The 25144-nt window shown below is 54.7% G+C and carries 25 protein-coding genes; 5 read left to right on the top strand and 20 right to left on the bottom strand.

Features of this window, described 5'->3' with window-relative positions:
- Nucleotides 1-116: 116 nt before the first annotated feature.
- From ghxP to soxR, 3 genes are all read right to left on the bottom strand, one after another.
- The gene (gene ghxP / locus ACOTXD_RS20225; RefSeq protein WP_023315228.1) at nt 117-1466 is read right to left on the bottom strand and encodes a guanine/hypoxanthine transporter GhxP; all 1350 of its coding nucleotides are present in this window, start codon (nt 1464-1466) and stop codon (nt 117-119) included.
- Nucleotides 1467-1760: 294 nt separating this feature from the next.
- The gene (locus ACOTXD_RS20220; protein ID WP_023324014.1) at nt 1761-2432 is read right to left on the bottom strand and encodes a glutathione S-transferase family protein; all 672 of its coding nucleotides are present in this window, start codon (nt 2430-2432) and stop codon (nt 1761-1763) included.
- Nucleotides 2433-2785: 353 nt separating this feature from the next.
- Entirely contained in the window at nt 2786-3244 is a 459-nt protein-coding gene (gene soxR / locus ACOTXD_RS20215) for a redox-sensitive transcriptional activator SoxR (protein WP_061856764.1), read from the bottom strand.
- Nucleotides 3245-3342: 98 nt separating this feature from the next.
- On the opposite strand from soxR, the gene soxS reads away from it, so the two are divergent.
- Complete coding sequence (gene soxS, locus ACOTXD_RS20210) at nt 3343-3669, top strand: superoxide response transcriptional regulator SoxS (protein WP_003860277.1); 327 nt, start codon at nt 3343-3345, stop codon at nt 3667-3669.
- Nucleotides 3670-3675: 6 nt separating this feature from the next.
- Here the strand turns inward: soxS and ACOTXD_RS20205 are convergent, their stop codons facing one another.
- Both ACOTXD_RS20205 and ACOTXD_RS20200 read right to left on the bottom strand, forming a co-directional pair.
- Complete coding sequence (locus tag ACOTXD_RS20205) at nt 3676-5241, bottom strand: EAL domain-containing protein (RefSeq protein ID WP_421766480.1); 1566 nt, start codon at nt 5239-5241, stop codon at nt 3676-3678.
- Between the two features lie 265 nt (nt 5242-5506).
- The gene (locus tag ACOTXD_RS20200; protein ID WP_061856765.1) at nt 5507-6907 is read right to left on the bottom strand and encodes a sensor domain-containing diguanylate cyclase; all 1401 of its coding nucleotides are present in this window, start codon (nt 6905-6907) and stop codon (nt 5507-5509) included.
- Between the two features lie 443 nt (nt 6908-7350).
- Here ACOTXD_RS20200 and ACOTXD_RS20195 point away from each other — a divergent pair, with 443 nt between their 5' ends.
- Nucleotides 7351-7632 (top strand): YjcB family protein, encoded by a 282-nt coding sequence (locus ACOTXD_RS20195; protein WP_003860282.1) that lies wholly within the window; start codon nt 7351-7353, stop codon nt 7630-7632.
- 61 nt (nt 7633-7693) lie between these two features.
- Here the strand turns inward: ACOTXD_RS20195 and ssb1 are convergent, their stop codons facing one another.
- Nucleotides 7694-8218: a single-stranded DNA-binding protein SSB1 gene (ssb1, locus tag ACOTXD_RS20190; protein ID WP_003860284.1), complete on the bottom strand. Its 525-nt coding sequence runs from the start codon at nt 8216-8218 to the stop codon at nt 7694-7696.
- 251 nt (nt 8219-8469) lie between these two features.
- Here ssb1 and uvrA point away from each other — a divergent pair, with 251 nt between their 5' ends.
- On the top strand, nt 8470-11292 hold the full coding sequence (uvrA, locus tag ACOTXD_RS20185; protein WP_003860287.1) for an excinuclease ABC subunit UvrA: 2823 nt from the start codon (nt 8470-8472) through the stop codon (nt 11290-11292).
- Between the two features lie 3 nt (nt 11293-11295).
- Here uvrA and ACOTXD_RS20180 read toward each other — a convergent pair whose 3' ends face one another.
- From ACOTXD_RS20180 to dnaB, 6 genes are all read right to left on the bottom strand, one after another.
- Nucleotides 11296-11649, bottom strand: a complete 354-nt coding sequence (locus ACOTXD_RS20180) for an MmcQ/YjbR family DNA-binding protein (RefSeq protein WP_003860288.1) — start codon at nt 11647-11649, stop codon at nt 11296-11298.
- Between the two features lie 2 nt (nt 11650-11651).
- Nucleotides 11652-12068 (bottom strand): secondary thiamine-phosphate synthase enzyme YjbQ, encoded by a 417-nt coding sequence (locus tag ACOTXD_RS20175; RefSeq protein ID WP_022650227.1) that lies wholly within the window; start codon nt 12066-12068, stop codon nt 11652-11654.
- A 112-nt stretch (nt 12069-12180) separates the two neighbouring features.
- Nucleotides 12181-12894, bottom strand: a complete 714-nt coding sequence (gene aphA, locus ACOTXD_RS20170; protein ID WP_003860292.1) for an acid phosphatase AphA — start codon at nt 12892-12894, stop codon at nt 12181-12183.
- 259 nt (nt 12895-13153) lie between these two features.
- Nucleotides 13154-14347, bottom strand: a complete 1194-nt coding sequence (tyrB, locus tag ACOTXD_RS20165; RefSeq protein ID WP_061856766.1) for an aromatic amino acid transaminase — start codon at nt 14345-14347, stop codon at nt 13154-13156.
- 109 nt (nt 14348-14456) lie between these two features.
- Nucleotides 14457-15536, bottom strand: coding sequence for an alanine racemase (alr, locus tag ACOTXD_RS20160; protein ID WP_023324011.1), 1080 nt, complete (start codon nt 15534-15536; stop codon nt 14457-14459).
- A gap of 16 nt (nt 15537-15552) precedes the next feature.
- Nucleotides 15553-16965 (bottom strand): replicative DNA helicase, encoded by a 1413-nt coding sequence (gene dnaB / locus ACOTXD_RS20155; RefSeq protein ID WP_003860298.1) that lies wholly within the window; start codon nt 16963-16965, stop codon nt 15553-15555.
- Nucleotides 16966-17025: 60 nt separating this feature from the next.
- On the opposite strand from dnaB, the gene ACOTXD_RS20150 reads away from it, so the two are divergent.
- Complete coding sequence (locus tag ACOTXD_RS20150; RefSeq protein ID WP_003860300.1) at nt 17026-18009, top strand: quinone oxidoreductase; 984 nt, start codon at nt 17026-17028, stop codon at nt 18007-18009.
- A gap of 184 nt (nt 18010-18193) precedes the next feature.
- Here the strand turns inward: ACOTXD_RS20150 and pspG are convergent, their stop codons facing one another.
- The 4 genes from pspG to ACOTXD_RS20130 all read right to left on the bottom strand — a co-directional run bounded on the left by pspG (nt 18194) and on the right by ACOTXD_RS20130 (nt 21537).
- The gene (gene pspG / locus ACOTXD_RS20145; protein WP_003860302.1) at nt 18194-18436 is read right to left on the bottom strand and encodes an envelope stress response protein PspG; all 243 of its coding nucleotides are present in this window, start codon (nt 18434-18436) and stop codon (nt 18194-18196) included.
- Between the two features lie 136 nt (nt 18437-18572).
- Nucleotides 18573-19568 carry a tRNA dihydrouridine(20/20a) synthase DusA gene (dusA, locus tag ACOTXD_RS20140; protein WP_003860304.1) on the bottom strand — a complete coding sequence of 332 codons (996 nt, stop codon included), beginning with the start codon at nt 19566-19568 and terminating at the stop codon, nt 18573-18575.
- Nucleotides 19569-19650: 82 nt separating this feature from the next.
- Nucleotides 19651-20898: a conjugal transfer protein TraF gene (traF, locus tag ACOTXD_RS20135; RefSeq protein ID WP_003860305.1), complete on the bottom strand. Its 1248-nt coding sequence runs from the start codon at nt 20896-20898 to the stop codon at nt 19651-19653.
- Between the two features lie 168 nt (nt 20899-21066).
- The gene (locus ACOTXD_RS20130) at nt 21067-21537 is read right to left on the bottom strand and encodes a cupin domain-containing protein (protein ID WP_241237781.1); all 471 of its coding nucleotides are present in this window, start codon (nt 21535-21537) and stop codon (nt 21067-21069) included.
- Nucleotides 21538-21672: 135 nt separating this feature from the next.
- On the opposite strand from ACOTXD_RS20130, the gene zur reads away from it, so the two are divergent.
- Nucleotides 21673-22185 (top strand): zinc uptake transcriptional repressor Zur, encoded by a 513-nt coding sequence (gene zur, locus ACOTXD_RS20125; protein ID WP_003860309.1) that lies wholly within the window; start codon nt 21673-21675, stop codon nt 22183-22185.
- A 47-nt stretch (nt 22186-22232) separates the two neighbouring features.
- On the opposite strand, the gene ACOTXD_RS20120 is transcribed toward zur, so the two are convergent.
- From ACOTXD_RS20120 to ACOTXD_RS20105, 4 genes are all read right to left on the bottom strand, one after another.
- Nucleotides 22233-22442 (bottom strand): CsbD family protein, encoded by a 210-nt coding sequence (locus ACOTXD_RS20120; protein ID WP_003860314.1) that lies wholly within the window; start codon nt 22440-22442, stop codon nt 22233-22235.
- A gap of 119 nt (nt 22443-22561) precedes the next feature.
- Nucleotides 22562-23899 carry an MATE family efflux transporter DinF gene (gene dinF / locus ACOTXD_RS20115; protein WP_045350760.1) on the bottom strand — a complete coding sequence of 446 codons (1338 nt, stop codon included), beginning with the start codon at nt 23897-23899 and terminating at the stop codon, nt 22562-22564.
- Nucleotides 23900-23962: 63 nt separating this feature from the next.
- Nucleotides 23963-24571, bottom strand: a complete 609-nt coding sequence (gene lexA / locus ACOTXD_RS20110) for a transcriptional repressor LexA (RefSeq protein WP_003860318.1) — start codon at nt 24569-24571, stop codon at nt 23963-23965.
- A 108-nt stretch (nt 24572-24679) separates the two neighbouring features.
- Nucleotides 24680-25048, bottom strand: coding sequence for a diacylglycerol kinase (locus tag ACOTXD_RS20105; protein ID WP_003860321.1), 369 nt, complete (start codon nt 25046-25048; stop codon nt 24680-24682).
- Nucleotides 25049-25144: the final 96 nt, after the last annotated feature.

Raw genomic sequence — 25144 nt, 5'->3', positions numbered from 1 at the left:
CTGAGGCGTCGTGCCTCTTATTCTATCCTCTCCAGAGTAACGTAAAAGGCAACAGGATGAGTCCTGAAAATAAAAACGGGCGGCCTGAGCCACCCGTTTTCGCATAAAAAGTCAATTCAGATGGCCCAGCCGCCCGCGTAGAACGCCACCAGCGCAACGGCGATGACCACGGTACCGATGTTCAGCTTACGCCACTCACCGGAGACCAGACGCCCAATCACCAGCGAGGCGAAGCCGATCATAATGCCGGTCACGATGTTACAGGTCAGCACGATGAATACCGCAGTGATCAGGCCGGACATGGCATCAACAAAATCCGCGAAGTCGATTTTCGCCACGTTGCTCAGCATCAGCAGGCCAACGTACATCAGCGCAGGTGCGGTCGCGTAAGCTGGCACCAGATAAGAGAGCGGAGAGAGGAACAGGATCAGCAGAAACAGTACGCCAACGGTGATGGCCGTCAGGCCGGTTTTACCGCCCGCCGCCGTACCCGCTGCGGACTCGATGTACACCGCCGCAGGCGCCGCACCCACCAGACCAGAGAAAACGCTGCTCAGGGAGTCGGTGGTCAGCGCTTTGCCGCCGTCAATAATCTGTCCGTCTTTATCCAGCAGGTTCGCCTGACCGGCCACCGCGCGGATGGTGCCGGTGGCGTCAAACACCGCGGTCATTACCAGCGCCAGCACGCTTGGCAGGATCACCGGGTTCAGCGCGCCCACAATATCCAGGCTGCCAATCAGGGAGTTGCCTTTATCATCGCTCAGCGACGGCATGGCGAAAATCCCGGAGAAATGAACGGTCGGGTCGAAGATCAGGCCGACGATGGACACGCCGATAATGGTCAGCAGAATGCCGCCCGGCACTTTCAGTTTTTCCAGGCCAATGATCACCGCCAGACCCACCAGCGACATGATCACCGGGAAGCTCGCGAAGTTACCCAGCGCAACCGGCAGGCCGTCCAGCGGGTTCTTGATGACCAGGCCGACGCCGTTGGCAGCGATCAGCAGCAGGAACAGACCAATACCGATGCCGGTGCCGTGCGCCACGCCCTGCGGCAGGTTGCGCAAAATCCAGCTACGAATGCCGGTTGCTGAAATTACGGTGAACAGCACGCCCATCAGGAACACGGCGCCGAGCGCTACCGGGACGCTGATCTGCTGGCCCAGCACCAGGCTGAAGGCGGTAAATGCGGTCAGGGAGATGGCGCACCCGATCGCCAGAGGCAGGTTCGCCCACAGGCCCATCACAATCGAACCCACACCCGCAACCAGGCAGGTGGCAACGAAGACCGCCGCTGGCGGGAAGCCCGCTTTGCCGAGCATGCCCGGCACCACGATGACGGAGTACACCATCGCCAGAAACGTGGTCAGACCGGCAACAACTTCCTGGCGCACGGTGCTGCCGCGAGCAGAAATTTTAAACATGGCGTCAAGTGAACCGCCGGTACGCGCAGATGGCGTAGACATAGAAAACATCCCCTGAGAGTTTTTTAGGAAGTCCGTAAGCGAGGTGGAGACGCCACTGCCAGCTAAACGTCAAATCCTTGTGTTGCGTTTGCGACGAAAGGGCGTCACAGAAAAAGCAAACGTTTAGCTCCGCGCTTACAAACGGGTGGTCAAATTAAGGCAAACGATTATCTAGCCTAATACCCGCCCTTTTCAACTGAACTTTCTCGTTTTTCGCTAAAATTGCCTCATGACGATGAAGAATTAAGCAGAGGATGCGCAAACGTTATCGTCCATGCGCAATTTCGTTAAATTTCATCCCTCGCCGGGGATCGTCAGCGGGCCGCCTTTCGCAAGCGTTGTCTGCCAGCCCGGACGTGCCTCCACTCTCTGTTTCCACGCCGCTATGTGGTCGAGATTGTCGATGCCGCCTCTCGCCAGCAGGGCGAAGAGGGGAAAACTCATCTGGATATCAGCCATGGTCAGCGTGTCGCCGGCAAACCAACTGTTTTCGGCAAGATGATCGTTAATAAAGCGCGCATGCGTTTCCAGCTGGCGGTTGAGATACGCTTTTTGCACCCCCTGCCCCAGCGCCTTACCCAGCGTGCGCAGGCCAAACGGGACGGGTGGTTTGCCGAGGCTGTTAAACACCAGCTTCATTAACAGTAGCGGCATCAAAGACCCTTCGGCGTAATGCAGCCAGAAGCGATACTGCACTTTATGGGCGGGATCTAACGGTTTGAATCGTGACGCCGAATCGTACGTTTCCTGAAGATATTCCAGAATCGCACCTGATTCGGCCAGAACCAGTCCGTTATCTTCGAGTACCGGGGATTTTCCCAGCGGATGCACTTTTTTGAGCGAGTCTGGCGCGAGCATGGTTTTTTCGCGCTGGTAGCGCACGATGTCGTACGTCAGATCCAGCTCTTCCAGCGCCCAGAGGACACGATGTGAACGAGACTGATTAAGGTGGTGGACCGTTAGCATGATGTTCTCCGATGATTCATACTTTTTAACTATAGAAAACTGAACAACTTCACGAAAAAAATTCGGCTAAAATCTCACCGTCTCCGGTGGCAAAAACGGCGGCCGGGCATAAAATTAAAGTGTCAGTACAAACCGGAACCTCCTTCACAAGCTCGACACGAGGGGTACTGATGTCGGGGGAAACCCTCCCGTGAGCCAGCGGGATAGAGAGAAAGACAAAGACCGGAAAAAACTAAAGCGCCCTTAGTGGCGCTTTAGTTCTTTATGTTTGTTGCCGGGTGGCGGCTGCGCCTTACCCGGCCTACAAAACCGAGAGCGTAGGCCGGGTAAGCGAAGCACCCGGCAAACACCTCTCAATCCTCCTCCAGCAACCGTGCCCCTGTTCCCTGCTCGCCCAGCCTGTCACCCGGGTTACGCAGCGGGCAATCGCTACGTGATAAACACCCGCAACCAATGCAGCCATCCAGTTCATCGCGCAGGGCCACCAGCGTGTGAATACGACGATCCAGTTCTTCTCGCCACTGGGACGACAGCTGCTTCCACTCTTTCGCGCTCAGTGAGTGCCCTTCCGGCAATACGCCTAACGCGTCACCAATGGTGGCCAGAGGAATGCCGATACGTTGCGCAATTTTGATAATCGCCACGTAGCGGAGCACATCGCGCGTGTAGCGCCGCTGGTTTCCGGCGTTACGGATACTTTTTATTAACCCTTTGCTTTCATAGAAGTGGAGCGCCGACACCGCCACACCGCTTCGCTTAGCCACTTCACCGGGGGTTAACAGTGCTTTGATACGCGGTAATCTCTTTTCCATAAAACCTCTTTACCTCAAGTTAACTTGAGGAATTATACTCCCCCGCAGAGAAAATGACGAATCAACCAGGACAGATGTCTCCACAGAGGGGTAACCTTATGTCGCATCAGCAAATTATTCAGACGCTTATTGAATGGATTGATGAACATATCGACCAGCCGTTGAACATTGATGTGGTCGCTAAAAAGTCGGGCTATTCGAAATGGTATTTACAGAGAATGTTCCGCACCGTAATGCATCAAACGCTGGGTGATTACATTCGCCAGCGCAGGCTCCTGCTGGCGGCGCAGGCGTTACGCTCAACGCAGCGGCCCATTTTTGATATCGCAATGGATCTGGGCTATGTGTCGCAGCAGACCTTTTCCCGCGTCTTCCGCCGCGAGTTTGACCGTACGCCGAGCGACTACCGCCATCAGCTCAATTAATGCGTGTTAACGCAAGGGTTGCTGCTGCCAGGCCATAAATGCCTGGGGCGGCATCGCTTTCGCGAAGTGCCATCCCTGGCAATACTGTACGCCACGCTTCAGCAGCCAGCTCACCTGCTCCCCCGTCTCGACCCCTTCCGCAATGGTTTTCAGCCGCAGGCTTTGCGCCATCTCAATGATGTGCTCGGCAATCAGGTGGCTGGTGCTGTTGGTGGTTAAGGTATCGATAAAGGATTTGTCGATTTTCAGGATATCGACGTTCAGCGAATAGAGGTTATGCAGGTTAGAGTAGCCGGTTCCGAAATCATCAATCGCCACTTCATACCCCGCCTGACGAAACGCCTGAATGACCGGCGTGGTTTTCGACACGTCAATAAACCCCCGCTCCGTCACCTCAATTTTGATCTGCTGCGCGCGAACCGAGTAAAAGCGGGCTTTGTCGGAGATCAGGGCGATAAGACGTGAAGAGTGGAAATCTGACGCCGACAGGTTAATCGAGACATACAGATCGGGATGAGCGGCAAGAAAATGGCCCAGATCGCTGAACACCTCCTCCACGACGTAATCCGTAATGCGCTCAATCATCCCCTCTTTTTCTGCCAGGGGAATAAATTCCGCCGGGCTCATAACCTGACCGTTGAATCCAGGCCAGCGCAACAACGCCTCTGCCCCCACGCACTGGTTATTTTTAATATCAATGATGGGCTGATAATGGACGCACAGCTGGCGTTTATTCAGCGCCCGGTGCAGAAGTCGGCCAGGCGAATTGAATTCACGGTGTGTACGCGACCACACCAGCAGAATAATAATGCTGCAAATTATCCCTAGCGGTAGCGTCAGGGTAGCCTGATGATAAAGCGTTTTATAAAAACGGGCACTGGAGGTTGAAACGATGGCCGCAATGGGCCGCTGCTCTGATTTTACGATCGTATAAAAACGGTCATCTTTCTGAAAAGTCGTTTCCTGATGTCGAAGCATCGAATGCAATAAAGAAATATTACCTTTCTGGCTCACAGAAAAGAATGCATTGCTGACGGTGTCATACACTCCCCACGACAGGGAACGATCGTCTGACATCACCTCACTGTACGAAAGCGGGTTGACCACTGCGACATAATTTCCGCGCTGCATATATATCATTTTATAACCATTAAAAAATGGTGTATCGCGAAAATAATAGATAGCAACGTCGGGTTTACGTGTGTAATTGGCAGCGGGGATGATGTAAGGGTGTTCCGGCGTAAAAAGGGTCGAGCAGAGAAAGTCCTGGCCATCAGCATAAATTAAATCGGCAACAAAAAGGCGACCGCGGGAAACGTTCAACATATATTGACGATGCTCCGGCGTACACACTTTGCCCTGATATTTTTCCGCGTCTTTCCGGGCCAGGTCAACCTGTTGAATAACCCGTTCAGTTTTATTTAAAGCAAGTTCAGCAAACGTGCGCAGCTGGGCGCTGATTTCCGACACTGCACTAAGCTGGGCAAACCATAGCGCAAGCATCACCGGCAGCATAACTACCATGATAATCCCGACCACTTTGAGCATTTTGCGCCGCGCGCTACGATTCATTTCCCGCTCTGTATCCCTGCATGTTGTACGCCTGTAGCAATGAAGACCGGCTGCTTTGATAAACAGGTGATTACGTTGCATGAATCATAGGAAGTTAGCAACTGACTTTTGGTATTAAAAATCCTAAAATTCGTGATGCCGATAATATTTTCCCGTAAGCCAAACTAAAAGTATTCATTTCGTTTCTGATAAGGAAAATAATTACCCGCGACAGGTGTGGAAAATTCGCTGGCTGAAATAGCCTGCTCTTTGTTCTTATGCTGATTTATAAATAATCAGACGCCAGGACCGTTTTTCCTCTTCCCGTACGCTTGGCGTCATATAATGCCTTATCGGCACGCATCAGTATGGCAGAAGTATCTCGTTGCCCCTGACAGACTTCAACCACCCCGGCGCTGAAGGAGAGTACCAGCGTTTTATCGCCCACACGCAGCGGTTTTGAGATCAGCGCGGCACGCAGGCGAGAAGAGAGCAACGTAGCGGCCATACCATCCGTACGCACCAGCAGAAGAACAAACTCTTCGCCCCCCACCCGTCCCAGCGCTGACCCGGCCGGGCTCACCTCGCGAATACGGTCGCAAAAGTGAATCAATGCCGCATCGCCAACCTGATGTCCCCACCGATCGTTAATCTGCTTGAAATAATCGAGATCGAACATCAGGAGACAGAAGTGGCTACTGACATCCTGCGGCGAACTGGCTGCCAGCGCCATTTTGAGCTGCTGTAAGATTGTCGAGCGATTCAGACAGCCCGTCAGATCGTCCGTGGTGGCTTTGACGGTCAGCTGCTGTTCTGCTTTTTTACGTTCGGTGATATCCAGGCCAATATTGAGAATGGAGTTATCCGGCAAAAGGATGTTTGACCAGAGAATCGTTAACTGCGTCCCGTCTTTACGCACCGGGTGCCATTCGTACATATCCTTAAGTGGTGCGAAACGAACCGACTCCTGCACGCGCTGTCGCTCCTCGGGATCCGGATAAAACAGGGCCAGCGGATCGGGGTGCTCGTCGATTTCAGTCATACTCCAGCCAAAGACTTTTTCGCATTCGGCATTCCACAATACACACCGGTTATGCCTGTCAAAGGCGTTCATTAATACCGGCGCACGCTCAAATAAGGTTTTATATTGCGTGACGACGCGCTGCATTTCTTGCGCCGTTTTTTCCCGCACGATGATGTCATCAAAATAATCTTTTAGCTTCTCAACCAATACCACCACGATATTTTTCAGTATCGGCAACGAGGTAAGTTTTCCATTAAAAGCCAAAAAGAAATAACCACTGCACTGTCTGCCATGCGCTGAGAGTTTACACAGGACGCCGCTTTGCAGCCGCGCATAGCCCGGGTGCTGAGGGGAAAATACCGCCCGGCCAATATGCGCTTTCCAGTAGATAACCCGCCAGGCGCGGTGATGCCGCTGCAACAGGGTGCTGGCAAGAAAATCCGCCACGTTGAAGGCGTGACACGTCACGTCGCCGGCACAAACCACGCGCGGCCCGTCTGCGGATTCGACACTGACCCACGAGAGATTTGCCCCCAGAGCGCTGTTGATGGTTTCCAGCATTTCCACCGGCGAACACTGCGCGTTGAGTTGCGGCATCAGCTTCGCCAGGGCGTGCAGCGCCTGCATGCTGTCGTTAATAATCTCGCGTCTTTGTTCTTTCATTATCTTTTCGCAGGTCATTAATCGAGAGAGCAACCGCAATAACTCATATCTGAATAAAAGAATAAGACCACGAAATCAAAGAGCATGCTGAGTGTAAAACAAAGAATATAAAATCCAAAAAAGGCAATTAATTCAATGCGATGAATTATTTCTGCGGGTACATTTATTGTTCCACACAAGCATAATCCATAGACATACTGCTGTAAACGCTATACAGCCGAAGGTGTTTTGCAAAGGTTTTGCTATCTGAATGAATTAAAAATAAAAATTCCGACCAGACGCGGATACGAGCGACGACGATATATTTTCCCTGGTAATAAACCCACTTTTACCTCACGCGGATACTGGCTAATAAAACAGCAAATGTGATATAGTTCACACATCTTATGTAACGAGAAACATTGTTTCATTCCAGTTCGTCTGTTTTGTCGAGGATGAGTTTTATGGCAACCATTACCACCAGCATGGTGCTCCTGCGCTGGCCGTTGTTGAGCGCGGTTTTGATGTTCCTGGCCAGCACGTTAAACATTCAGTTCCGAAAGTCCGACTACGCAGGTCTTGCTGTGATTAGCACCCTGTTAGGGTTAGGCGCCGCATGCTGGTTCGCAACAGGTTTGCTCGGTATTACGCTGGTGGATATAGCCGCTGTCTGGGAAAACATTAAAGTGGTGATGGTTGAAGCCATGAGCCACACCCCACCAGACTGGCCGATGGTGATTACCTGATAGCCTGTTATAAAAAAACCCAGACATTGTCTGGGTTTTTTGTGTTTCACGCGTCTGGATATCAGAACGGGATATCGTCGTCGAAGTCCATTGGCGGTTCGTTAGACGGTGCCGGAGCAGACTGCTGCTGCGGACGGGACTGCGCGCCGCCGCTAAACTGATTGCCACCCTGCGGCTGCTGAGGCTGGCCCCAACCGCCCTGCTGCTGGCCGCCACCTGCCGGTGCGCCGCCGCCCTGACGGCCACCCAGCATCTGCATGGTGCCGCCAACATTCACCACCACTTCCGTGGTGTATTTTTCCTGACCGGATTGATCGGTCCATTTGCGGGTACGCAGTTGGCCTTCAATGTAAACCTGAGAGCCTTTACGCAGATACTCACCGGCCACTTCAGCCAATTTGCCAAACAGCACAACACGGTGCCATTCGGTCTGCTCTTTCATTTCACCGGTCGCTTTATCACGCCAGGATTCGGAAGTAGCCAGCGTAATGTTGGCAACTGCGCCACCACTCGGCATGTAGCGTACTTCCGGGTCCTGGCCCAGATTACCGACGAGAATCACCTTGTTTACGCCTCTGCTGGCCATGTTCGTGTCTCCTGAATACGTTTCTTAATAGTGTAAACGCGCGAGTGTACCATTTCCATGCGACACTTTGATAGTTGCGTAGCATGTTCCAGAGTTCTCTCGCGGACTCGACATTGTTACACAGTGAATCAGAAAATGCATTCCAATACTGTATATTCAAACAGGTCATTTTGTGTCATAATTAGCCGTTTCTGACAGCCGTTTGTCCTTCAAACAAATCAGGCAATCCGTGTTCCAACCGGGAAAGGTGAATGGATAAGATCGAAGTTCGGGGCGCCCGCACCCACAATCTCAAGAATATCAACCTCATAATCCCTCGCGACAAACTCATCGTCGTGACCGGGCTTTCGGGGTCTGGCAAATCCTCACTGGCTTTCGACACTTTGTATGCCGAAGGACAGCGTCGTTACGTTGAATCGCTCTCGGCGTACGCGCGTCAGTTCCTGTCGCTGATGGAAAAACCGGATGTCGACCACATTGAAGGGTTGTCTCCTGCTATCTCCATTGAGCAGAAATCCACGTCGCATAACCCGCGATCCACGGTCGGTACCATTACCGAAATCCATGACTACCTGCGTCTGCTGTATGCGCGCGTGGGCGAGCCGCGCTGCCCGGATCACGACGTTCCGCTGGCGGCCCAGACCGTCAGCCAGATGGTGGATAACGTGCTGTCGCAGCCGGAAGGCAAACGCCTGATGCTGCTGGCGCCAATCATTAAAGAGCGTAAGGGCGAACACACTAAAACGCTGGAAAATCTGGCAAGCCAGGGCTATATCCGCGCCCGTATCGACGGCGAAGTGTGTGACCTGTCCGATCCGCCAAAGCTGGAGCTGCAAAAGAAACACACCATCGAAGTGGTGATTGACCGGTTTAAGGTACGTGAAGATCTGGCGACGCGTCTGGCGGAATCCTTTGAAACGGCGCTGGAACTGTCGGGCGGCACGGCGGTGGTGTCAGACATGGACGATGCAAAAGCGGAAGAGCTGCTCTTCTCCGCCAACTTTGCCTGCCCGATTTGCGGCTACAGCATGCGCGAGCTGGAACCGCGCCTGTTCTCGTTCAACAACCCGGCGGGCGCGTGCCCGACCTGTGACGGCTTGGGCGTTCAGCAGTATTTCGACCCTGATCGCGTGATCCAGAATCCGGAGCTGTCGCTGGCGGGTGGCGCCATTCGCGGCTGGGACAAGCGTAACTTCTATTACTTCCAGATGCTGAAGTCGCTGGCGGAGCACTACAAGTTCGACGTTGAAGCCCCGTGGGCCAGCCTGAGCGCGAACGTACATAAAGTGATCCTGTTCGGTTCCGGCAAAGAGAACATTGAGTTCAAGTACATGAACGATCGCGGTGACACTTCCGTGCGTCGCCACCCGTTCGAAGGGGTGCTGCACAACATGGAGCGCCGCTACAAAGAGACCGAATCCAGCGCGGTGCGTGAGGAGCTGGCGAAGTTCATCAGCAACCGCTCCTGCGCCACCTGCGAGGGCACGCGCCTGCGTCGCGAAGCGCGTCACGTGTTTGTCGAAAACACGGCGCTGCCGACCATCTCAGACATGAGCATCGGCCACGCGATGGACTTCTTCAACAACCTGAAGCTCTCCGGCCAGCGCGCGAAAATCGCTGAAAAAGTGCTGAAAGAGATCGGCGATCGCCTCAAGTTCCTCGTGAACGTTGGCCTGAACTACCTGACGCTTTCCCGCTCGGCTGAAACGCTCTCCGGCGGTGAAGCCCAGCGTATCCGTCTGGCGAGCCAGATTGGCGCAGGCTTAGTCGGCGTGATGTACGTGCTGGATGAGCCGTCTATCGGCCTACACCAGCGCGACAACGAACGCCTGCTCGGCACGCTGGTTCACCTGCGTAACCTTGGCAACACTGTGATTGTGGTTGAGCACGACGAAGACGCCATTCGCGCCGCTGACCACGTGATCGACATCGGCCCGGGCGCTGGCGTGCACGGCGGACAGGTGGTGGCAGAAGGGACGCTGAAAGACATTATGGCGGTGCCCGAGTCGCTGACCGGCCAGTACATGAGCGGCAAGCGCAAAATTGAAGTACCAAAACAGCGCGTGGCGGCGAACCCGGAAAAAGTGCTGAAGCTAACCGGGGCGCGCGGCAACAACCTGAAGGACGTGACCCTGACGCTGCCTGTCGGGCTGTTCACCTGCATCACCGGCGTGTCCGGTTCCGGTAAATCGACGCTGATCAACGATACGCTGTTCCCGATTGCGCAGACGGCGCTGAACGGCGCGACGCTGGCTGAACCTGCACCGTACCGCGACATTCAGGGGCTGGAGCATTTCGACAAGGTTATCGATATCGATCAGAGCCCGATTGGCCGCACCCCGCGTTCCAACCCGGCGACCTATACCGGCGTCTTTACGCCCGTTCGTGAACTCTTCGCGGGTGTACCGGAAGCGCGTTCGCGCGGCTACACGCCAGGCCGTTTCAGCTTTAACGTGCGCGGCGGCCGCTGTGAAGCGTGCCAGGGCGACGGCGTAATCAAGGTTGAGATGCACTTCCTGCCGGATATCTACGTGCCGTGCGACCAGTGCAAAGGCAAGCGCTATAACCGCGAAACGCTGGAGATTAAGTACAAAGGCAAGACCATCCACGAAGTGCTGGATATGACCATCGAAGAGGCGCGCGAGTTCTTTGACGCCGTCCCTGCGCTGGCGCGTAAGCTGCAAACCCTGATGGATGTGGGTCTGACCTATATCCGTCTGGGGCAGTCAGCGACAACGCTGTCCGGCGGTGAAGCGCAGCGCGTGAAGCTGGCGCGTGAGCTGTCCAAACGCGGTACCGGTCAGACGCTGTACATTCTGGACGAGCCGACCACCGGCCTGCATTTTGCGGATATCCAGCAGCTGCTGGACGTGCTGCACCAGCTGCGCGATCAGGGCAACACCATCGTGGTGATTGAGCACAACCTGGACGTGATTAAAACCGCGGACTGGATTGTCGATCTCGGCCCGGAAGGCGGCAGCGGCGGCGGTGAAATCCTCGTCTCCGGTACGCCAGAGACCGTTGCAGAGTGCGAAGCCTCGCACACCGCGCGCTTCCTCAAACCGTTGCTGTAATCGTTACACGGAGAGCTGCTGTCGGATCGTTTCCGGCAGCAGTTCTACCGCCTGTTGATACGACGCATCTACCAGGTAGTAAATTTGCGAATCTGGCAGCGAGCCGTCGAGAAACACCGTACTCCAGTGTGCTTTATTCAGATGCTTGCTAGGCCTGACATCATCGTGCTGCTGGCGCAGTAAGTCGGCCAGTTCAGGACTGGTTTTCAGTGATGCCGCTGGCCGCGCATCCACCTCTTTCACCATCGCGAACAACACATCCCCCACTTTGATCTGCGTGGCTTTCCAGTCGCTGTGAACGCTCTGTTCTGCGCCCGGCTTGCTCATGCAGTACTGAAGTATCTCCGAAATTGTCATCTTTATTCCCCTTGTAGCGTTGCGATAATTTTACGCGAACCACCGTGAATGCGATGTTCTCCCAGCCAGATCCCCTGCCACGTTCCCAGCAGTAACCGTCCGTTGTGGACCGGCAGCATCAGCGAGACGCCCAGCAAAGAGGATTTGATGTGTGAGGGCATATCATCCGCCCCCTCGTAATCATGCTCATACGGGGCGTTATCCGGGACGGTTTTCAGAAAATGCCGCTCCATGTCAGACCGGACGGTGGGATCGCAATTTTCATTGAGCGTGAGAGAAGCAGACGTGTGCTGAAGCAGCAGATGCAGCAAACCCGTTTTGACGCGCGACAGGTCGCGGATTTGCCCGATGACTTCGTCCGTCACAAGGTGAAATCCGCGTGGTTTTGCGCTTAAGGTCAGGGTCTGTTGATACCACATGTGCTGCTCCATTATGAAAGGTGAATCTTTCTAAGTGTGCAGCAAGAAAGCGAAAGGTAAAACCCGCGCAGCGAGATTTGCTTAAAAAAGCATTCACCCCGCCGTTAATGCATCAGTATTCAGAATTAACGATCACCTCTTCACCAAATTTTCCGGCCATCGGCAGCGGTCGGTAGGTGGAGTTTGAGGCGCGTAACACCCTGATGCCTCTGGCTCCCACGTCGTGCGCCGCGGTGATGTCGTTATCTGAATCCCCGTAGAACACTTTGATATTTTTCTTTTCCAGCCACTGGGTTTTGGTGTTTTGCCCTTCCTGGTCCCCGGCAAAAATGACCGGATTCATGCTGGCCGCTGGGATCAGAAAATCATCTTGTAGCGTTTTCGAGACGGTTTCGGTTTTGGTCTGGCTACGTCCGGTCACGAAGTAAATGCTGTCGCCGCGCTTTACGTGCATGGCGATCAGCGCGCGGGCAACCTCTTTCGGGATACTGAACTCATCCCAGCCGTTGTTCATCTTTTCCCAGAATTCCGGGTTTTTCAGATAGGCTTCGCTGTCCGGAGAGTACGTTTTTTTGCCGCGCCAGAAACCGGGGCTGGAGAAGAGAACGGTATCGTCAATATCGAAGCCCACGGCCATCGGCGGGCGACCCGTCAGGCTGTTTTCAATTTGTGCCACTGAAACCCAGTGAATGGGGGCCTGTTCGGCAAGAATGGCGGCGGTGGTGCCGGTGTAAAGCGGCGTGGGTGCAGAAGCCCGCGCAACAACGGTACTATTAAGCGAGAACAATAAGCAGGCGGCGCTGAGCGCCAGTGTGATCTTGCGCATATTTTCCCCTGAATATTCAGTTTGTTATCTTTTTATTTTGAGCGGATGGTCAAAAAACTATCCGACCATAACCCCAGCGGGAGGGGAAGGAAAGGAGTTTTTACTTATGAAGCGGAATAAAAAGAAGACGATCACAAAGTGTGGATGAGTGATGTAGGCCCGGTAAGGCGCAGCCGCCACCGGGCAAGATTTTCTGCGGCCTGATGCCCTCACCCCAGCCCTCTCCCACAGGGAGAGGGAGATAATAAGTAGTGAGTACTTACATCACAGCTGCAAACGCCTGCGCCACGCGCTGGACGTTGCTGGCATTCAGACCCGCCACGCACATACGGCCGCTGGCGATCAGGTAGACACCGAACTCTTCACGCAGGCGATCGACCTGCGCTGCGCTCAGTCCGGTGTAGCTGAACATCCCGCGCTGCTTGAGAAGATAATCAAAGTTATGCCCAGGCACGGCCTCTTTCAGGACGTTAACCAGCTCCTGACGCATCGACAGGATGCGCTTACGCATCGCTTCTACTTCGGCAAGCCAGGTGGCTTTCAGCTGGTCGTCGCCCAGAACTGTCGCCACCACCTGCGCACCAAAGTTCGGCGGGCTGGAGTAGATACGGCGGACCGTCGCTTTAAGCTGGCCCAGCACGCGGCCCGCCGCTTCAGCGTCTTCACACACCACGGACAGACCGCCAACGCGCTCGCCGTACAGGGAGAAGATTTTTGAGAAGGAGTTGCTGACCAGAGCGGGAAGCCCCGCGCTGGCAATCGCGCGAATGGCGTAGGCGTCTTCCTCCATGCCCGCGCCAAAGCCCTGATAGGCGATGTCGAGGAACGGGATCAGGTTACGCGCCTTCAGTATCTCGATCACCGCATCCCACTGGGCATTGGTGAGGTCCGCACCCGTCGGGTTATGGCAGCACGGATGCAGCAATACGATACTGCGCTCCGGCAGGGTGTTCAGTTTTTCCAGCAGCGCATCAACGCGCACGCCGTTGGTTTCGCTGTCGAACCACGGATAGGTTTCAACCTTAAAGCCCGCGCCCTCGAAGATCGCAACGTGGTTTTCCCACGTCGGGTCGCTGACCCACACGCCGGAATCCGGGAAGTACTTTTTCAGGAAATCTGCGCCTACCTTCAGCGCACCCGAGCCACCCAGCGTCTGGATAGTCGCCACGCGCTTTTGCGCGAGCACCGCGTGGTCGGCACCAAACAGCAGCGGCGCGATAGTGTTGCGGTAGGTGTTTAATCCTTCCATCGGCAGATAAAGCGAAGCACCGTGCGGGGTTGCGTTAAGACGCGCTTCAGCTTCGGCAACGGCTTTCAACTGAGGAATGATGCCGTCTTCGTTGTAGTAAAGACCAATGCTGAGGTTCACTTTGTCGCTGCGAGGATCTTCTTTGAAACGCTCCATCAAGGAGAGGATAGGGTCGCCGGCGTAGGCGTCTACTTTCTGAAACACGCGATGTTCTCCGGATTATTATGAGGCAGGGAATTCAACAATAAACCGGAAGCGGAAGAAGATCGAGGGGATGTTAACAGAAGCGGGATGCACCGCATCCCGCTCATGCTTAGTCGACATATTTCATCGCGACCCTTGAGGTAAGACGCGTGATAAGTTCGTAAGCACTCACTTTTGTTATTTCAGCAATACGTTCTACCGGCAGGCCTTCGCCCCACATCACCGCATCGTCCCCCGCTTTATCCTGCGCGTCGGGCCCCAGATCAACACAAATCATGTCCATCGCCACGCGGCCGACAATCTTCACTTCACGACCGTTGACCAGCACCGGCGTGCCCGTTGGTGCGGCGCGGGGATAGCCGTCACCGTAGCCCATCGCCACCACGCCAAGACGGGTATCGCGCTCGCTGATCCAGGTGCCGCCGTAACCTACCGGCTCTCCCGCTTTGTGCTCACGCACGGCAATCAGCTTTGAAACCAGCGACATCACCGGCTTAAAGCCAAAGTCCGGCCCCCAGGGTTTGTGCTCCAGTGGCGATACGCCGTAAAGAATGATGCCCGGACGCGCCCAGTCGAAGTGCGACTGCGGCCACAGCAGAATACCGCCGGATGCCGCGATCGAGCGCATCCCCGGTTTGCCTTCGCAGAAGGTATTGAAGATATCAAGCTGCTGTTCCGTTGCGCCGCATTCAGGCTCATCGGCGCGGGCAAAGTGGCTGACGATGTTTACCGGCTGACGCACATTTTTGCACTGACACAGACGCTGATAAAACGCCTCCGCGCTTTCCGGCCGCACGCCCAGACGGTGCATGCCCGTGTCGAGCTTCATCCAGACGGTGACCGGCTCGCTCAGTTCGGCCGTTTCCAGCGCGGCCAGCTGTTCTTCGTTATGCACCGCCGTGTGCAGGTGCTGATCGGCAATGGTCGGCAGGTCCGAGGCTTCAAAAAAGCCTTCGAGGAGCAGAATCGGTTGCGTAATTCCACCTGCGCGCAGGCGGAGAGCTTCTTCGAGACGGGCGACGCCAAAAGCGTCGGCATCGGGGAGCGTTCGCGCGGTCTCAAGAAGACCGTGTCCGTAAGCGTTCGCTTTCACGACTGCAACGAGCTTACTGGCGGGCGCCAGTTCTCGCAGACGTTGCAGGTTGTGTCGCAGAGCGCGGCGGTTAATAACAACAGTTGCCGCTTGCATTTGAATTCCTTAGAAATTACTCATCATCATATTGAGGACCGGCATAGTTGTCGAAACGCGACCACTGGCCGTTAAAGGTCAGACGTACCGTACCGATGGGGCCGTTACGTTGCTTACCAATAATAATTTCGGCGATCCCTTTCAGGTCGCTGTTCTCGTGATAAACCTCATCACGGTAGATGAACATGATTAAGTCGGCATCCTGCTCGATGGAGCCGGATTCACGCAGGTCGGAGTTGACCGGGCGCTTGTCTGCACGTTGTTCCAGAGAGCGGTTAAGCTGCGACAGCGCCACCACCGGCACGTGCAGCTCTTTGGCTAACGCCTTGAGCGAGCGCGAAATCTCGGCAATCTCCAGCGTACGGTTGTCGGAAAGCGACGGAACGCGCATCAGCTGAAGGTAGTCGATCATGATGAGACCGATGCCACCGTGTTCACGGGCGATACGGCGTGCGCGGGAGCGCACTTCCGTCGGCGTCAGGCCGGAGGAGTCATCAATATAGATGTTCCGTTTTTCCAGCAAAATCCCCATGGTGCCGGAGATCCGCGCCCAGTCCTCATCGTCCAGCTGACCGGTACGGATGCGGGTCTGATCCACGCGCGACAGGGACGCCAGAGAACGCATCATGATCTGTTCAGAGGGCATCTCCAGACTGAAGATAAGCACCGGCTTATCCTGCAACATCGCCGCGTTTTCGACGAGGTTCATTGCAAATGTCGTTTTACCCATCGACGGACGTGCGGCCACGATAATCAAATCCGACGGCTGAAGACCTGCCGTTTTCTTGTTGAGATCGTCATAACCGGTGTTCACCCCCGTCACGCCATCGTGCGGCTGCTGGAAAAGCTGCTCAATACGTGCAACGGTGGCGTCGAGCACATCGGCGATGTTTTTCGGGCCTTCGTCTTTATTCGCACGGCTTTCGGCGATTTTAAAGACGCGGGATTCCGCCAGGTCGAGCAGATCTTCGCTGGTGCGCCCCTGGGGATCGAAACCGGCCTCGGCGATCTCATTCGCCACCGAGATCATCTCGCGGACAACGGCACGTTCACGAACGATATCAGCGTAAGCGCTGATGTTCGCGGCACTTGGCGTGTTTTTTGACAGTTCTGCCAGATAGGCAAATCCGCCGACGCTGTCGAGCTGTCCCAGACGCTCCAGCGATTCTGCGAGCGTAATCAGGTCGATCGGGCTGCCCGACTCCTGCAAACGCGCCATTTCCGTAAAGATGTGGCGGTGCGGGCGGGTATAGAAGTCTTCCGCGACAACGCGCTCGGCGACGTCGTCCCAGCGTTCGTTATCCAGCATTAAACCGCCCAACACCGACTGTTCCGCTTCAATCGAGTGCGGCGGGACTTTTAACCCGGCGACCTGATAATCACGCTCACGAGGTTCAGTCTGTTTGTTGAAGGGTTTGTTTCCTGCCATAGTGAATGGAGTTACCGAGATAAAGAGTGGGTCGAAAGATTACCACATTCTGGAGGAAGCATGGCAACACGTATTGAATTTCACAAGCATGGTGGCCCTGACGTACTCAAAGCGGTGGAGTTTACCCCCGCTGCGCCTGGCGAGAACGAAATCCAGGTGGAAAACAAAGCTATCGGCATTAACTACATCGATACCTATATTCGCGGCGGCCTCTATCCGCCTCCGTCGATGCCGAGCGGGCTGGGCACCGAGGCGGCCGGCATCGTCAGCAAAGTGGGCAGCGCGGTTAAGCACATTAAGGAAGGTGATCGCGTGGTGTACGCGCAGTCGGCGCTGGGCGCTTACAGCTCCATCCATAACGTTCCGGCCGAGAAAGCGGCGCTTCTGCCAAATGCGATCGGCTTCGAGCAGGCTGCCGCCTCATTCCTGAAAGGGCTGACGGTCTATTATCTGCTGCGCAAAACCTACGAAATTAAGCCTGACGAGCAATTCCTGTTTCACGCAGCCGCAGGTGGCGTGGGGCTGATTGCCTGCCAGTGGGCGAAAGCCCTGGGCGCGAAGCTGATCGGCACCACAGGCAGCGCGCAAAAAGCGCAGCGTGCGCTGGACGCGGGCGCATGGCAGGTGATCAACTACCGGGAAGAGAGCATCGTTGAGCGGCTAAAAGAGATCACTGGCGGCAAAAAGGTCCGCGTGGTGTATGACTCGGTGGGGAAAGACACCTGGGAATCTTCGCTGGACTGCCTGCAACGTCGCGGGCTGATGGTGAGCTTCGGTAACGCCTCCGGGGCTGTCACCGGGGTGAACCTGGGCATTCTGAATCAGAAAGGATCACTGTACGTCACTCGCCCTTCCCTGCAAGGTTACATCACCAACCGGGAAGAACTCGAGGAAGCCAGCAACGAGCTGTTCTCGCTGATCGCCAGCGGGGTGATTAAAGTGGATGTGGCAGAGGCGCAGAAATATCCGCTGACCGATGCGCAACGTGCGCATGAGGTGCTGGAGAGCCGGGCAACGCAGGGGTCGAGTCTGTTAATTCCCTGAGCCATAAAAAGAAATTGGGCTTCCCGTGGGAAGCCCTTTCTTTTTTTAGTTCGGCTGTATGTAGGGTACAGCTCGATGAATTCTTTAGCGGCAGCCATAGTGACAGATTCGATAAGTAAATCCTATTCTGTTCTAAGGATTGCTGCCGGAAAAGTTGCAGGTATGTGACGTACCCCTCAATACCTTAGTAACGGAAGCGGTTATTACGCTGATAACTGGGCAGTTTTGGCGATTTAATCGCCCGTATCGCCCATACCACCGCAATCGCCAGAAGTAACCACGGCAAGAGTTTAATCGTCAGGGCAAATAAACCGCCGACAAACATCACCACCGTGGCCACAACGAGCGCGGCCAGGATACCGAGCAGCGACACGCCCGTGACCATCAGCATGATAAAGAAACCAATCACAAAAAGTAGTTCAAGCATGGTGCTCTCCCACGAGTTCCCGAATGATGCTGCGATCGTTACAAGAATCATGCCAAAAATAAGTTGTTGTTCTGAAAGCAAAACGCCCCGCAATGTGTTGCAGGGCGTGGCGTATTTGACCATCTTTTAGCGAAATTTAACGTTTATCCGCAACCAGACGCAGCGCGTGTTCCAGTACCTCAATATCCGCACCGGCTTTATGCGCGTTCTCGCTGAGATAACGACGCCACTGGCGCGCACCAGGAATGCCCTGGAACAGGCCAAGCATATGGCGGGTAATGTGGCCCAGATACGTACCATGACTCAGCTCGCGCTCAATGTACGGATACATGGCGCGCACTACGGCCACGGGATCGGTGTCAGCACCCTCAACGCCAAAGATTTCCCGGTCAACCGTCGCCAGAATGCCCGGATTCTGATACGCCTCGCGTCCGACCATCACGCCATCCATATGTTCGAGGTGCGCTTTGGCCTCGTCCAGCGACTTAATACCGCCATTGATCGACATGGTCAGGTGTGGGAAGTCGCGTTTCAGCTGGTACACGCGCGGGTAGTCCAGCGGCGGGATCTCGCGGTTTTCTTTCGGGCTGAGGCCAGAGAGCCAGGCTTTACGGGCGTGGATGATAAACATCTCGCATTCACCCTTCCCTGATACGGTGTTGATGAAATCACACAGAAACTCGTAGCTGTCCTGGTCGTCTATGCCGATACGGGTTTTGACCGTAACCGGGATAGAGACGACGTCGCGCATCGCTTTGATGCAGTCCGCCACCAGGTGTGCATTTCCCATCAGACACGCGCCGAACATACCGTTTTGCACACGGTCGGACGGGCAACCGACGTTGAGGTTAATCTCGTCATAGCCGCGTTCTTCAGCCAGCTTCGCGCACTGCGCCAGCGCAGCCGGATCGCTGCCACCCAGTTGCAGCGCAACCGGATGCTCCTCTTCGCTGTACGCCAGATAATCGCCCTTGCCATGAATAATTGCGCCGGTAGTGACCATTTCGGTGTACAGCAGCGTATGGCGGGAGAGCTGGCGCAGGAAATAGCGGCAGTGTCTGTCCGTCCAGTCGAGCATTGGCGCAATGGAGAAACGGTGTGCAGGGAAAGCGGTCTGGAATTCTGACGACATGGCGAAGTTTTAAGCATCTGGTGGAAAAGGGGCGCTACTATAGCATAAAGAAAAGCCGGAGGCGCAGCGCCTCCGGTGGACTTTAGAACGTCATGCTCAACTGTGCCCCTGCGCCCCAGGTCTCGTCTTCGCCATAAAGCCCCATCAGGTCAACGTGGACGGCGTTGAACGGCGCGAAACCGACACCGCCGGTAAAGACGTTGCTGTCGTTCCCTTTCATATCCGCACGATAACCGGCGCGTACTGCCAGCCAGCTCAGCGGCGTGACTTCGGCACCGACGCCAACGTACTGGGAGGTGTCTTCGCTTTTAAAGCCCTTGGTTTCGGTCAGATCGCCGTCTGCGGTAAGCGTGACCAGATCGTTATGCCAGGCGGCCCCGGCAGTGACGACAGGACTAATTTGATAGGTATCGCGTACCCCATCCACTTCTTTGGTGTCGATATCGCGAGAGAAGAGATTCTGACCGGTCAGGCCGACCGTCCAGTTTTCCCCAAAGTCTGCCGCAAGGCCAGCATCAACGTTAAACCCGGTGTCATCATTGCGGTAACGGCTACTGTTTATATCATCACTGTCAAAGTTGTAGATAGAAACGGTGTAGTTATAAAGCCATGTTTTTTGTAGCTTCGGGGTGATGCCGACGGAAACCGGCACACCGCTAAGATCAAACTGACGTGCGATTGCAACACCATAATCCGAAACGATTGCTGCACGGCCATACCCTTTTGATTTGAGATCATTCGGGTTAACGCCAAATACGGCAACGGGCGTAGCCTCTACTAAACGTAGCTTATCGATATCGCCCTGATCGATATAAGAGCTCACGCGTGCACGCGCATTGGCTTTCGCTACAAAAGCGACTGAAAGTACATCATTAGGAATGCTTACGGCGATCCCCCCTCCTGCTTTACCGCTGGCGGTTTTCCCTTTCAATGAATCCAGTTGATCGGCAAGATCGCCTGCCGCCGAAGAGACCTGCAAAGAGGCAGGGCTTGAAGGGTTAAAAAGATCGACAGGATTAATATTATTCAGTGTGCTGCGATAGTTATTCACATCATCACTGATGTCATCAATCTTATCCCGAAGATTGTCTTTATCTGAAATCTGCGCACCAATGGACGGCAGGATCACAGTGACACTATCGTCCGGTTTAGATTTTGCCAGCAACGCGGGGTTGATTAACGCCCCGCTGCCATAGCTCCCTGCCGCGACACCCGTTCCGCCCATTGCGTCGCTACGCGCTTCCGTCCAGGTATTGGCTGCTCCCGCCTGATTTGCCATAAAAAAGGAGACAGCGATGCTAACCATCGAAAATTTAAAATGTTTTTTCACAGTGTGCTCGTAAATAGTTTGTTATTAGTTAACCCTGTCTGTTATCACCCAAACAGGAACGAACTATTGCTGTGAATAAGTGCAAAAAGACCCGCTATTTCCTTAAGTTAAATTCCATCCCGGCCTGTTGTAATATGTGACGACCATCAATATTTATAGAAGAGGAAATTATTTTCGCCCAGGTTTTCCATCGTGCGGCCCAAAAAACTGAGGCGGATGGTCGACCCAGCGGTCTTCGCGCGTCGCGGCATACACCGGATTGAGCGGATAGTAGATACGGTTATGTTTTTTATTGGCCTCACCCACCACCAGTAAGCGCACCTCTTCATCGGTATTGTTGATAAAGGTGTGACACACGCCCGTCCCGGCTGGAAATCCCACGCTGTCTCCGGGTTCGAGCTTCCATAAATAGCCATTGATCCAGGCCTCAGGGTAACCCTCCAGAACGTAAACAAACTCCTCTTCGTCGCTTTCCGCATGCGGATAAGATGTGCGGCGTCCGGGCGGCAGCCGTTCATGGTGAATACCAATGCGGCCGAGACCCAGTTTGCGGGCCAGCGGCGCGCCAATAGAAAAACGTTCGTTGCTGTCAGGATACGTTGCGTCATCAGCGCCTTCCACGTCCCGCCAGTGCCGAATACAGTCAGGTCATTTCATTTTGCGATCTCTTGATTTGCGATGCGTCAGGTATAGCACAGCCTGGCGGATCTCGGTGTTTTTAGCAGAACATGATAAAGTGAGAGTTTTCACCCCTTACCACATCCGAGGTGCCCGATGGACAAGTCCACAAAAGAGCTGTTAGCGCAAGCTGAAAAGCTGTGCGCGCAACGCAATGTGCGCCTGACCCCGCAGCGCCTTGAAGTACTACGTCTGATGAGCCTGCAACAGGGCGCCATCAGCGCCTACGATCTGCTCGATCTGCTGCGTGAAAGCGAGCCGCAGGCAAAACCGCCGACCGTTTATCGGGCGCTGGATTTTCTGCTGGAGCAAGGGTTTGTGCATAAAGTGGAATCAACAAACAGCTATGTGCTGTGCCATCTTTTTGACCAGCCAACTCACACGTCCGCCATGTTTATCTGCGATCGCTGTGGTGTGGTGAAGGAAGAGTGTGCGGAAGGTGTGGAAGATATTATGCATACGCTGGCAGCCAGAATGGGCTTTGCGCTGCGCCATAACGTGATTGAAGCCCACGGCTTATGTTCTGCCTGCGTGGAGGTGGAGTCATGCCGTCATCAGGATGACTGTCAGCACGATCACTCTATCCTGGTGAAGAAAAAGCCGCGTTAAAGCCAAAGAAAAAGGCGGCTCAGGGCCGCCCTTGGGGATAGTACCGGTTACCAGCGGTAGTCGTTACGGGTTTCCCAGTCTTTGACTTCGTTTTCCGCCTGATCTTTTTCGTAACCGTAGCGCTCCTGGATTTTACCTACCAGCTGATCGCGCTTACCTTCAATGACGGTCATATCGTCATCTGTCAGCTTACCCCACTGTTCTTTCGCTTTACCTTTGAATTGCTTCCAGTTGCCGCCGATTTCGTCTTTATTCATAATCGTGTCCTCGTGTTAAGCGTCTATGAGTATCGCCCGCTACGTTCTTTTCTGCTGGACGTGATTATTATTGTAGTTAAGGATTCGGTAGTTGTTTTTATATTCGGAATCTTTAACCGTTACGATATATCGTGCGGGGCTGGAAACCAGGTATTGTTTCGCCAGTGACGATGCCAGATAACGGCCAGCGAAAGGCCACGCAGTGAGAGAAACACCGCCAGCGCCAGCCACAGACCATGATTGCCGAGATACGGCAGGGTCAGCAGCGTCAGGCCAAACCCCGCCGCCGCGACGGCCATGCTGTTGCGCATCTCCGCCCCTCGCGTCGCACCAATAAACATGCCGTCCAGCAAATAGCACCACACACCCACCACCGGTAATACTACCTGCCAGAGGATGTAGCGATCGGCCAGCTCACGTAGCGCGGGCAACGAGGTGAGTAGTGCGACAATATGCCCACCAAAACAGGCGTATACCAGAGCAAAGGCCAGCGCCACCAGACCCGCCTGACGACAGGCAGCACGCCAGACTTCACGTAACTGGCCGCTTTCACGCGCGCCATAGGCCTGCCCTGAATGCGCCTCGACGGCGTAAGCAAAACCATCCAGCGCGTAAGCGGTAAAGGTCAGTAACGTCATGAGCACTGCGTTGACGGCAACGATCTCAGGCCCAAGACGCGCACCAAAAACGGTTAAGGCGCCAAAGCAGAGTTGCAGCAGGAGAGAACGGAGCATGATGTCGCGATTAAGCGCCAGCAGCTTACGAATGTTGCCGCGCCAGGCCGATTTCAGCAGATCCAGGGTGATACCGCGCATCGCCAGCACGCGCCAGACCATCCCCAAACCGATCAGCAGCGTACCGTACTCGGCAATTGCCGTGGCCAGCGCCGCGCCCCGGACGTTCATGTGCAGCCCCATCACCAGCCACAGATCGAGCACAATGTTAAGCAGGTTGCCCACCACCAGCAGGATCACCGGCGCGCGGGCGTACTGCACGCCCAGCAGCCAGCCCAGCAGGACCAGGTTTGCCAGTGAAGCGGGCGCGCTGAGCCAGCGAATTTCGAGGAACCGCCGGGCCTGTTCCAGTACGGCATCGCTGCCGCCTACAATATGGAGCGCAAGATCAATCAGCGGCGTACGCAACAGAACGATTAACGCGCCAGCACCGAACGCCAGAATGAGCGGCTGAACCAGCGCACGCGCCAGACGCAGGGGATCTTTTGCACCATACGCCTGGGCCGTCAGGCCCGTCGTACTCATGCGCAGAAAAAGCAGCAGCATAAAGAGAAAGCTGGTCGCCGTTGCGCCGATCGCGACGCCGCCGAGATAAATCGGCGAATCGAGATGCCCGATAACCGCCGTATCCACCAGCCCAAGCAGAGGAACGGTAATATTGGAAAAAATCATCGGTAGCGCAAGACGCCACAACGCCTTATCGGCAGAAGTTAGCAATGCCATGGAAATTACCGGAATCAGAAAACAGGCCAGGCTGTAGAGGAACTACAGCCTGTCAGGAAGAGATTACAGCCATTCACCGTTGCGGATAACGCCGACCGCCAGTCCTTCAATAGAGAAGCTCTGCTCGCGGAGATCCACCACAATCGGGGAGAATTCATTGTTTTCAGGCAGAAGCTGCACGGTATTGCCTTGTTTCTTCAGGCGCTTAACCGTCACTTCATCATCAATGCGCGCCACCACGACTTGCCCGTTACGCACGTCCTGCGTTTTGTGTACCGCCAGCAGATCGCCATCCAGAATACCGATATCTTTCATGGACATTCCGCTAACGCGCAGCAGGAAATCGGCGCTCGGCTTGAACATGCCTGGATCAACCTGATAGTGCCCTTCGATGTGCTGCTGCGCCAGCAGAGGTTCACCTGCCGCTACGCGACCCACCAGCGGAATACCGCTCTCTTCTTCCACCAGCAGACGAATACCGCGTGAGGCGCCGGAAACAATCTCAATCACGCCCTTACGCGCCAGCGCTTTAAGGTGCTCTTCGGCAGCATTAGGAGAACGGAAGCCCAGACGCTGCGCAATTTCTGCACGCGTGGGTGGCATACCCGTCTGGCCGATATGATCCCGAATGAGATCAAACACCTCTTGCTGCCTGGTCGTTAACGCTTTCATACCGCCCCCTGGGTGTATATACAGTTATGCTGTGAGTATATACAGTCAAAGGCGATTTTGGAACCAAAAACTGCACAAAAAACCAGGGACTTAATTATTCCTCGAGGCTCATCGGAAATGCGACCAAAGCAGCGTGACCCAGGTGATCGCCGCAGTGATAATCGCCAGCAGTACGGCAGCGGAACCCATGTCTTTCGCCCGGCCAGACAATTCATGGAATTCCGACCCGATTCGGTCAACAACGGCCTCAATAGCGCTATTAAGAATTTCCACTATCATCACCAGAAAGACAGATCCGATGAGCAGTACGCGGGTGATAGCATCAACATCAAGGAAGCAGGCGATGACAACGGCAACGATTGCAGCAACCGCCTCCTGGCGGAAAGCGGCTTCATTAACCCATGCAGCGCGGAAACCTTTCCATGAATAACCGGCAGCTTTAATGATTCGAGTTAACCCAGTGGTATTATTGGCCATTAAAAGAACCTTTTATGATAAATAGCGTCTGTAACTAAAGCCGCAGCGCGTTTTGCTGCAACCTGAAGTATGACGGGTAACAACAGAAATTTTGCG

The organism is Enterobacter cloacae complex sp. CDL013, assembly GCF_049238805.1.
Classification (GTDB): Bacteria; Pseudomonadota; Gammaproteobacteria; order Enterobacterales; family Enterobacteriaceae; genus Enterobacter; species Enterobacter hormaechei_C.
Note: the sequence above shows the minus strand (reverse complement) of the source record. Positions and strands in the feature narration are given on the sequence as shown.

Bases quoted from the DNA above. Each gene is read 5' to 3' on its own strand.
- aphA (WP_003860292.1), bottom strand. From the start codon at position 12,894: ATGCGCAAGATCACACTGGCGCTCAGCGCCGCCTGCTTATTGTTCTCG.
- alr (WP_023324011.1), bottom strand. From the start codon at position 15,536: ATGCAAGCGGCAACTGTTGTTATTAACCGCCGCGCTCTGCGACACAAC.
- ghxP (WP_023315228.1), bottom strand. From the start codon at position 1,466: ATGTCTACGCCATCTGCGCGTACCGGCGGTTCACTTGACGCCATGTTT.
- dnaB (WP_003860298.1), bottom strand. From the start codon at position 16,965: ATGGCAGGAAACAAACCCTTCAACAAACAGACTGAACCTCGTGAGCGT.
- ACOTXD_RS20150 (WP_003860300.1), top strand. From the start codon at position 17,026: ATGGCAACACGTATTGAATTTCACAAGCATGGTGGCCCTGACGTACTC.
- ACOTXD_RS20195 (WP_003860282.1), top strand. From the start codon at position 7,351: ATGGCAACCATTACCACCAGCATGGTGCTCCTGCGCTGGCCGTTGTTG.
- ACOTXD_RS20120 (WP_003860314.1), bottom strand. From the start codon at position 22,442: ATGAATAAAGACGAAATCGGCGGCAACTGGAAGCAATTCAAAGGTAAA.
- zur (WP_003860309.1), top strand. From the start codon at position 21,673: ATGGACAAGTCCACAAAAGAGCTGTTAGCGCAAGCTGAAAAGCTGTGC.
- ACOTXD_RS20200 (WP_061856765.1), bottom strand. From the start codon at position 6,907: ATGAAAGAACAAAGACGCGAGATTATTAACGACAGCATGCAGGCGCTG.
- ACOTXD_RS20180 (WP_003860288.1), bottom strand. From the start codon at position 11,649: ATGACAATTTCGGAGATACTTCAGTACTGCATGAGCAAGCCGGGCGCA.
- ssb1 (WP_003860284.1), bottom strand. From the start codon at position 8,218: ATGGCCAGCAGAGGCGTAAACAAGGTGATTCTCGTCGGTAATCTGGGC.
- dinF (WP_045350760.1), bottom strand. From the start codon at position 23,899: ATGGCATTGCTAACTTCTGCCGATAAGGCGTTGTGGCGTCTTGCGCTA.
- pspG (WP_003860302.1), bottom strand. From the start codon at position 18,436: ATGCTTGAACTACTTTTTGTGATTGGTTTCTTTATCATGCTGATGGTC.
- ACOTXD_RS20105 (WP_003860321.1), bottom strand. From the start codon at position 25,048: ATGGCCAATAATACCACTGGGTTAACTCGAATCATTAAAGCTGCCGGT.
- ACOTXD_RS20220 (WP_023324014.1), bottom strand. From the start codon at position 2,432: ATGCTAACGGTCCACCACCTTAATCAGTCTCGTTCACATCGTGTCCTC.
- soxS (WP_003860277.1), top strand. From the start codon at position 3,343: ATGTCGCATCAGCAAATTATTCAGACGCTTATTGAATGGATTGATGAA.
- uvrA (WP_003860287.1), top strand. From the start codon at position 8,470: ATGGATAAGATCGAAGTTCGGGGCGCCCGCACCCACAATCTCAAGAAT.
- ACOTXD_RS20205 (WP_421766480.1), bottom strand. From the start codon at position 5,241: ATGAATCGTAGCGCGCGGCGCAAAATGCTCAAAGTGGTCGGGATTATC.
- ACOTXD_RS20175 (WP_022650227.1), bottom strand. From the start codon at position 12,068: ATGTGGTATCAACAGACCCTGACCTTAAGCGCAAAACCACGCGGATTT.
- dusA (WP_003860304.1), bottom strand. From the start codon at position 19,568: ATGTCGTCAGAATTCCAGACCGCTTTCCCTGCACACCGTTTCTCCATT.
- soxR (WP_061856764.1), bottom strand. From the start codon at position 3,244: ATGGAAAAGAGATTACCGCGTATCAAAGCACTGTTAACCCCCGGTGAA.
- lexA (WP_003860318.1), bottom strand. From the start codon at position 24,571: ATGAAAGCGTTAACGACCAGGCAGCAAGAGGTGTTTGATCTCATTCGG.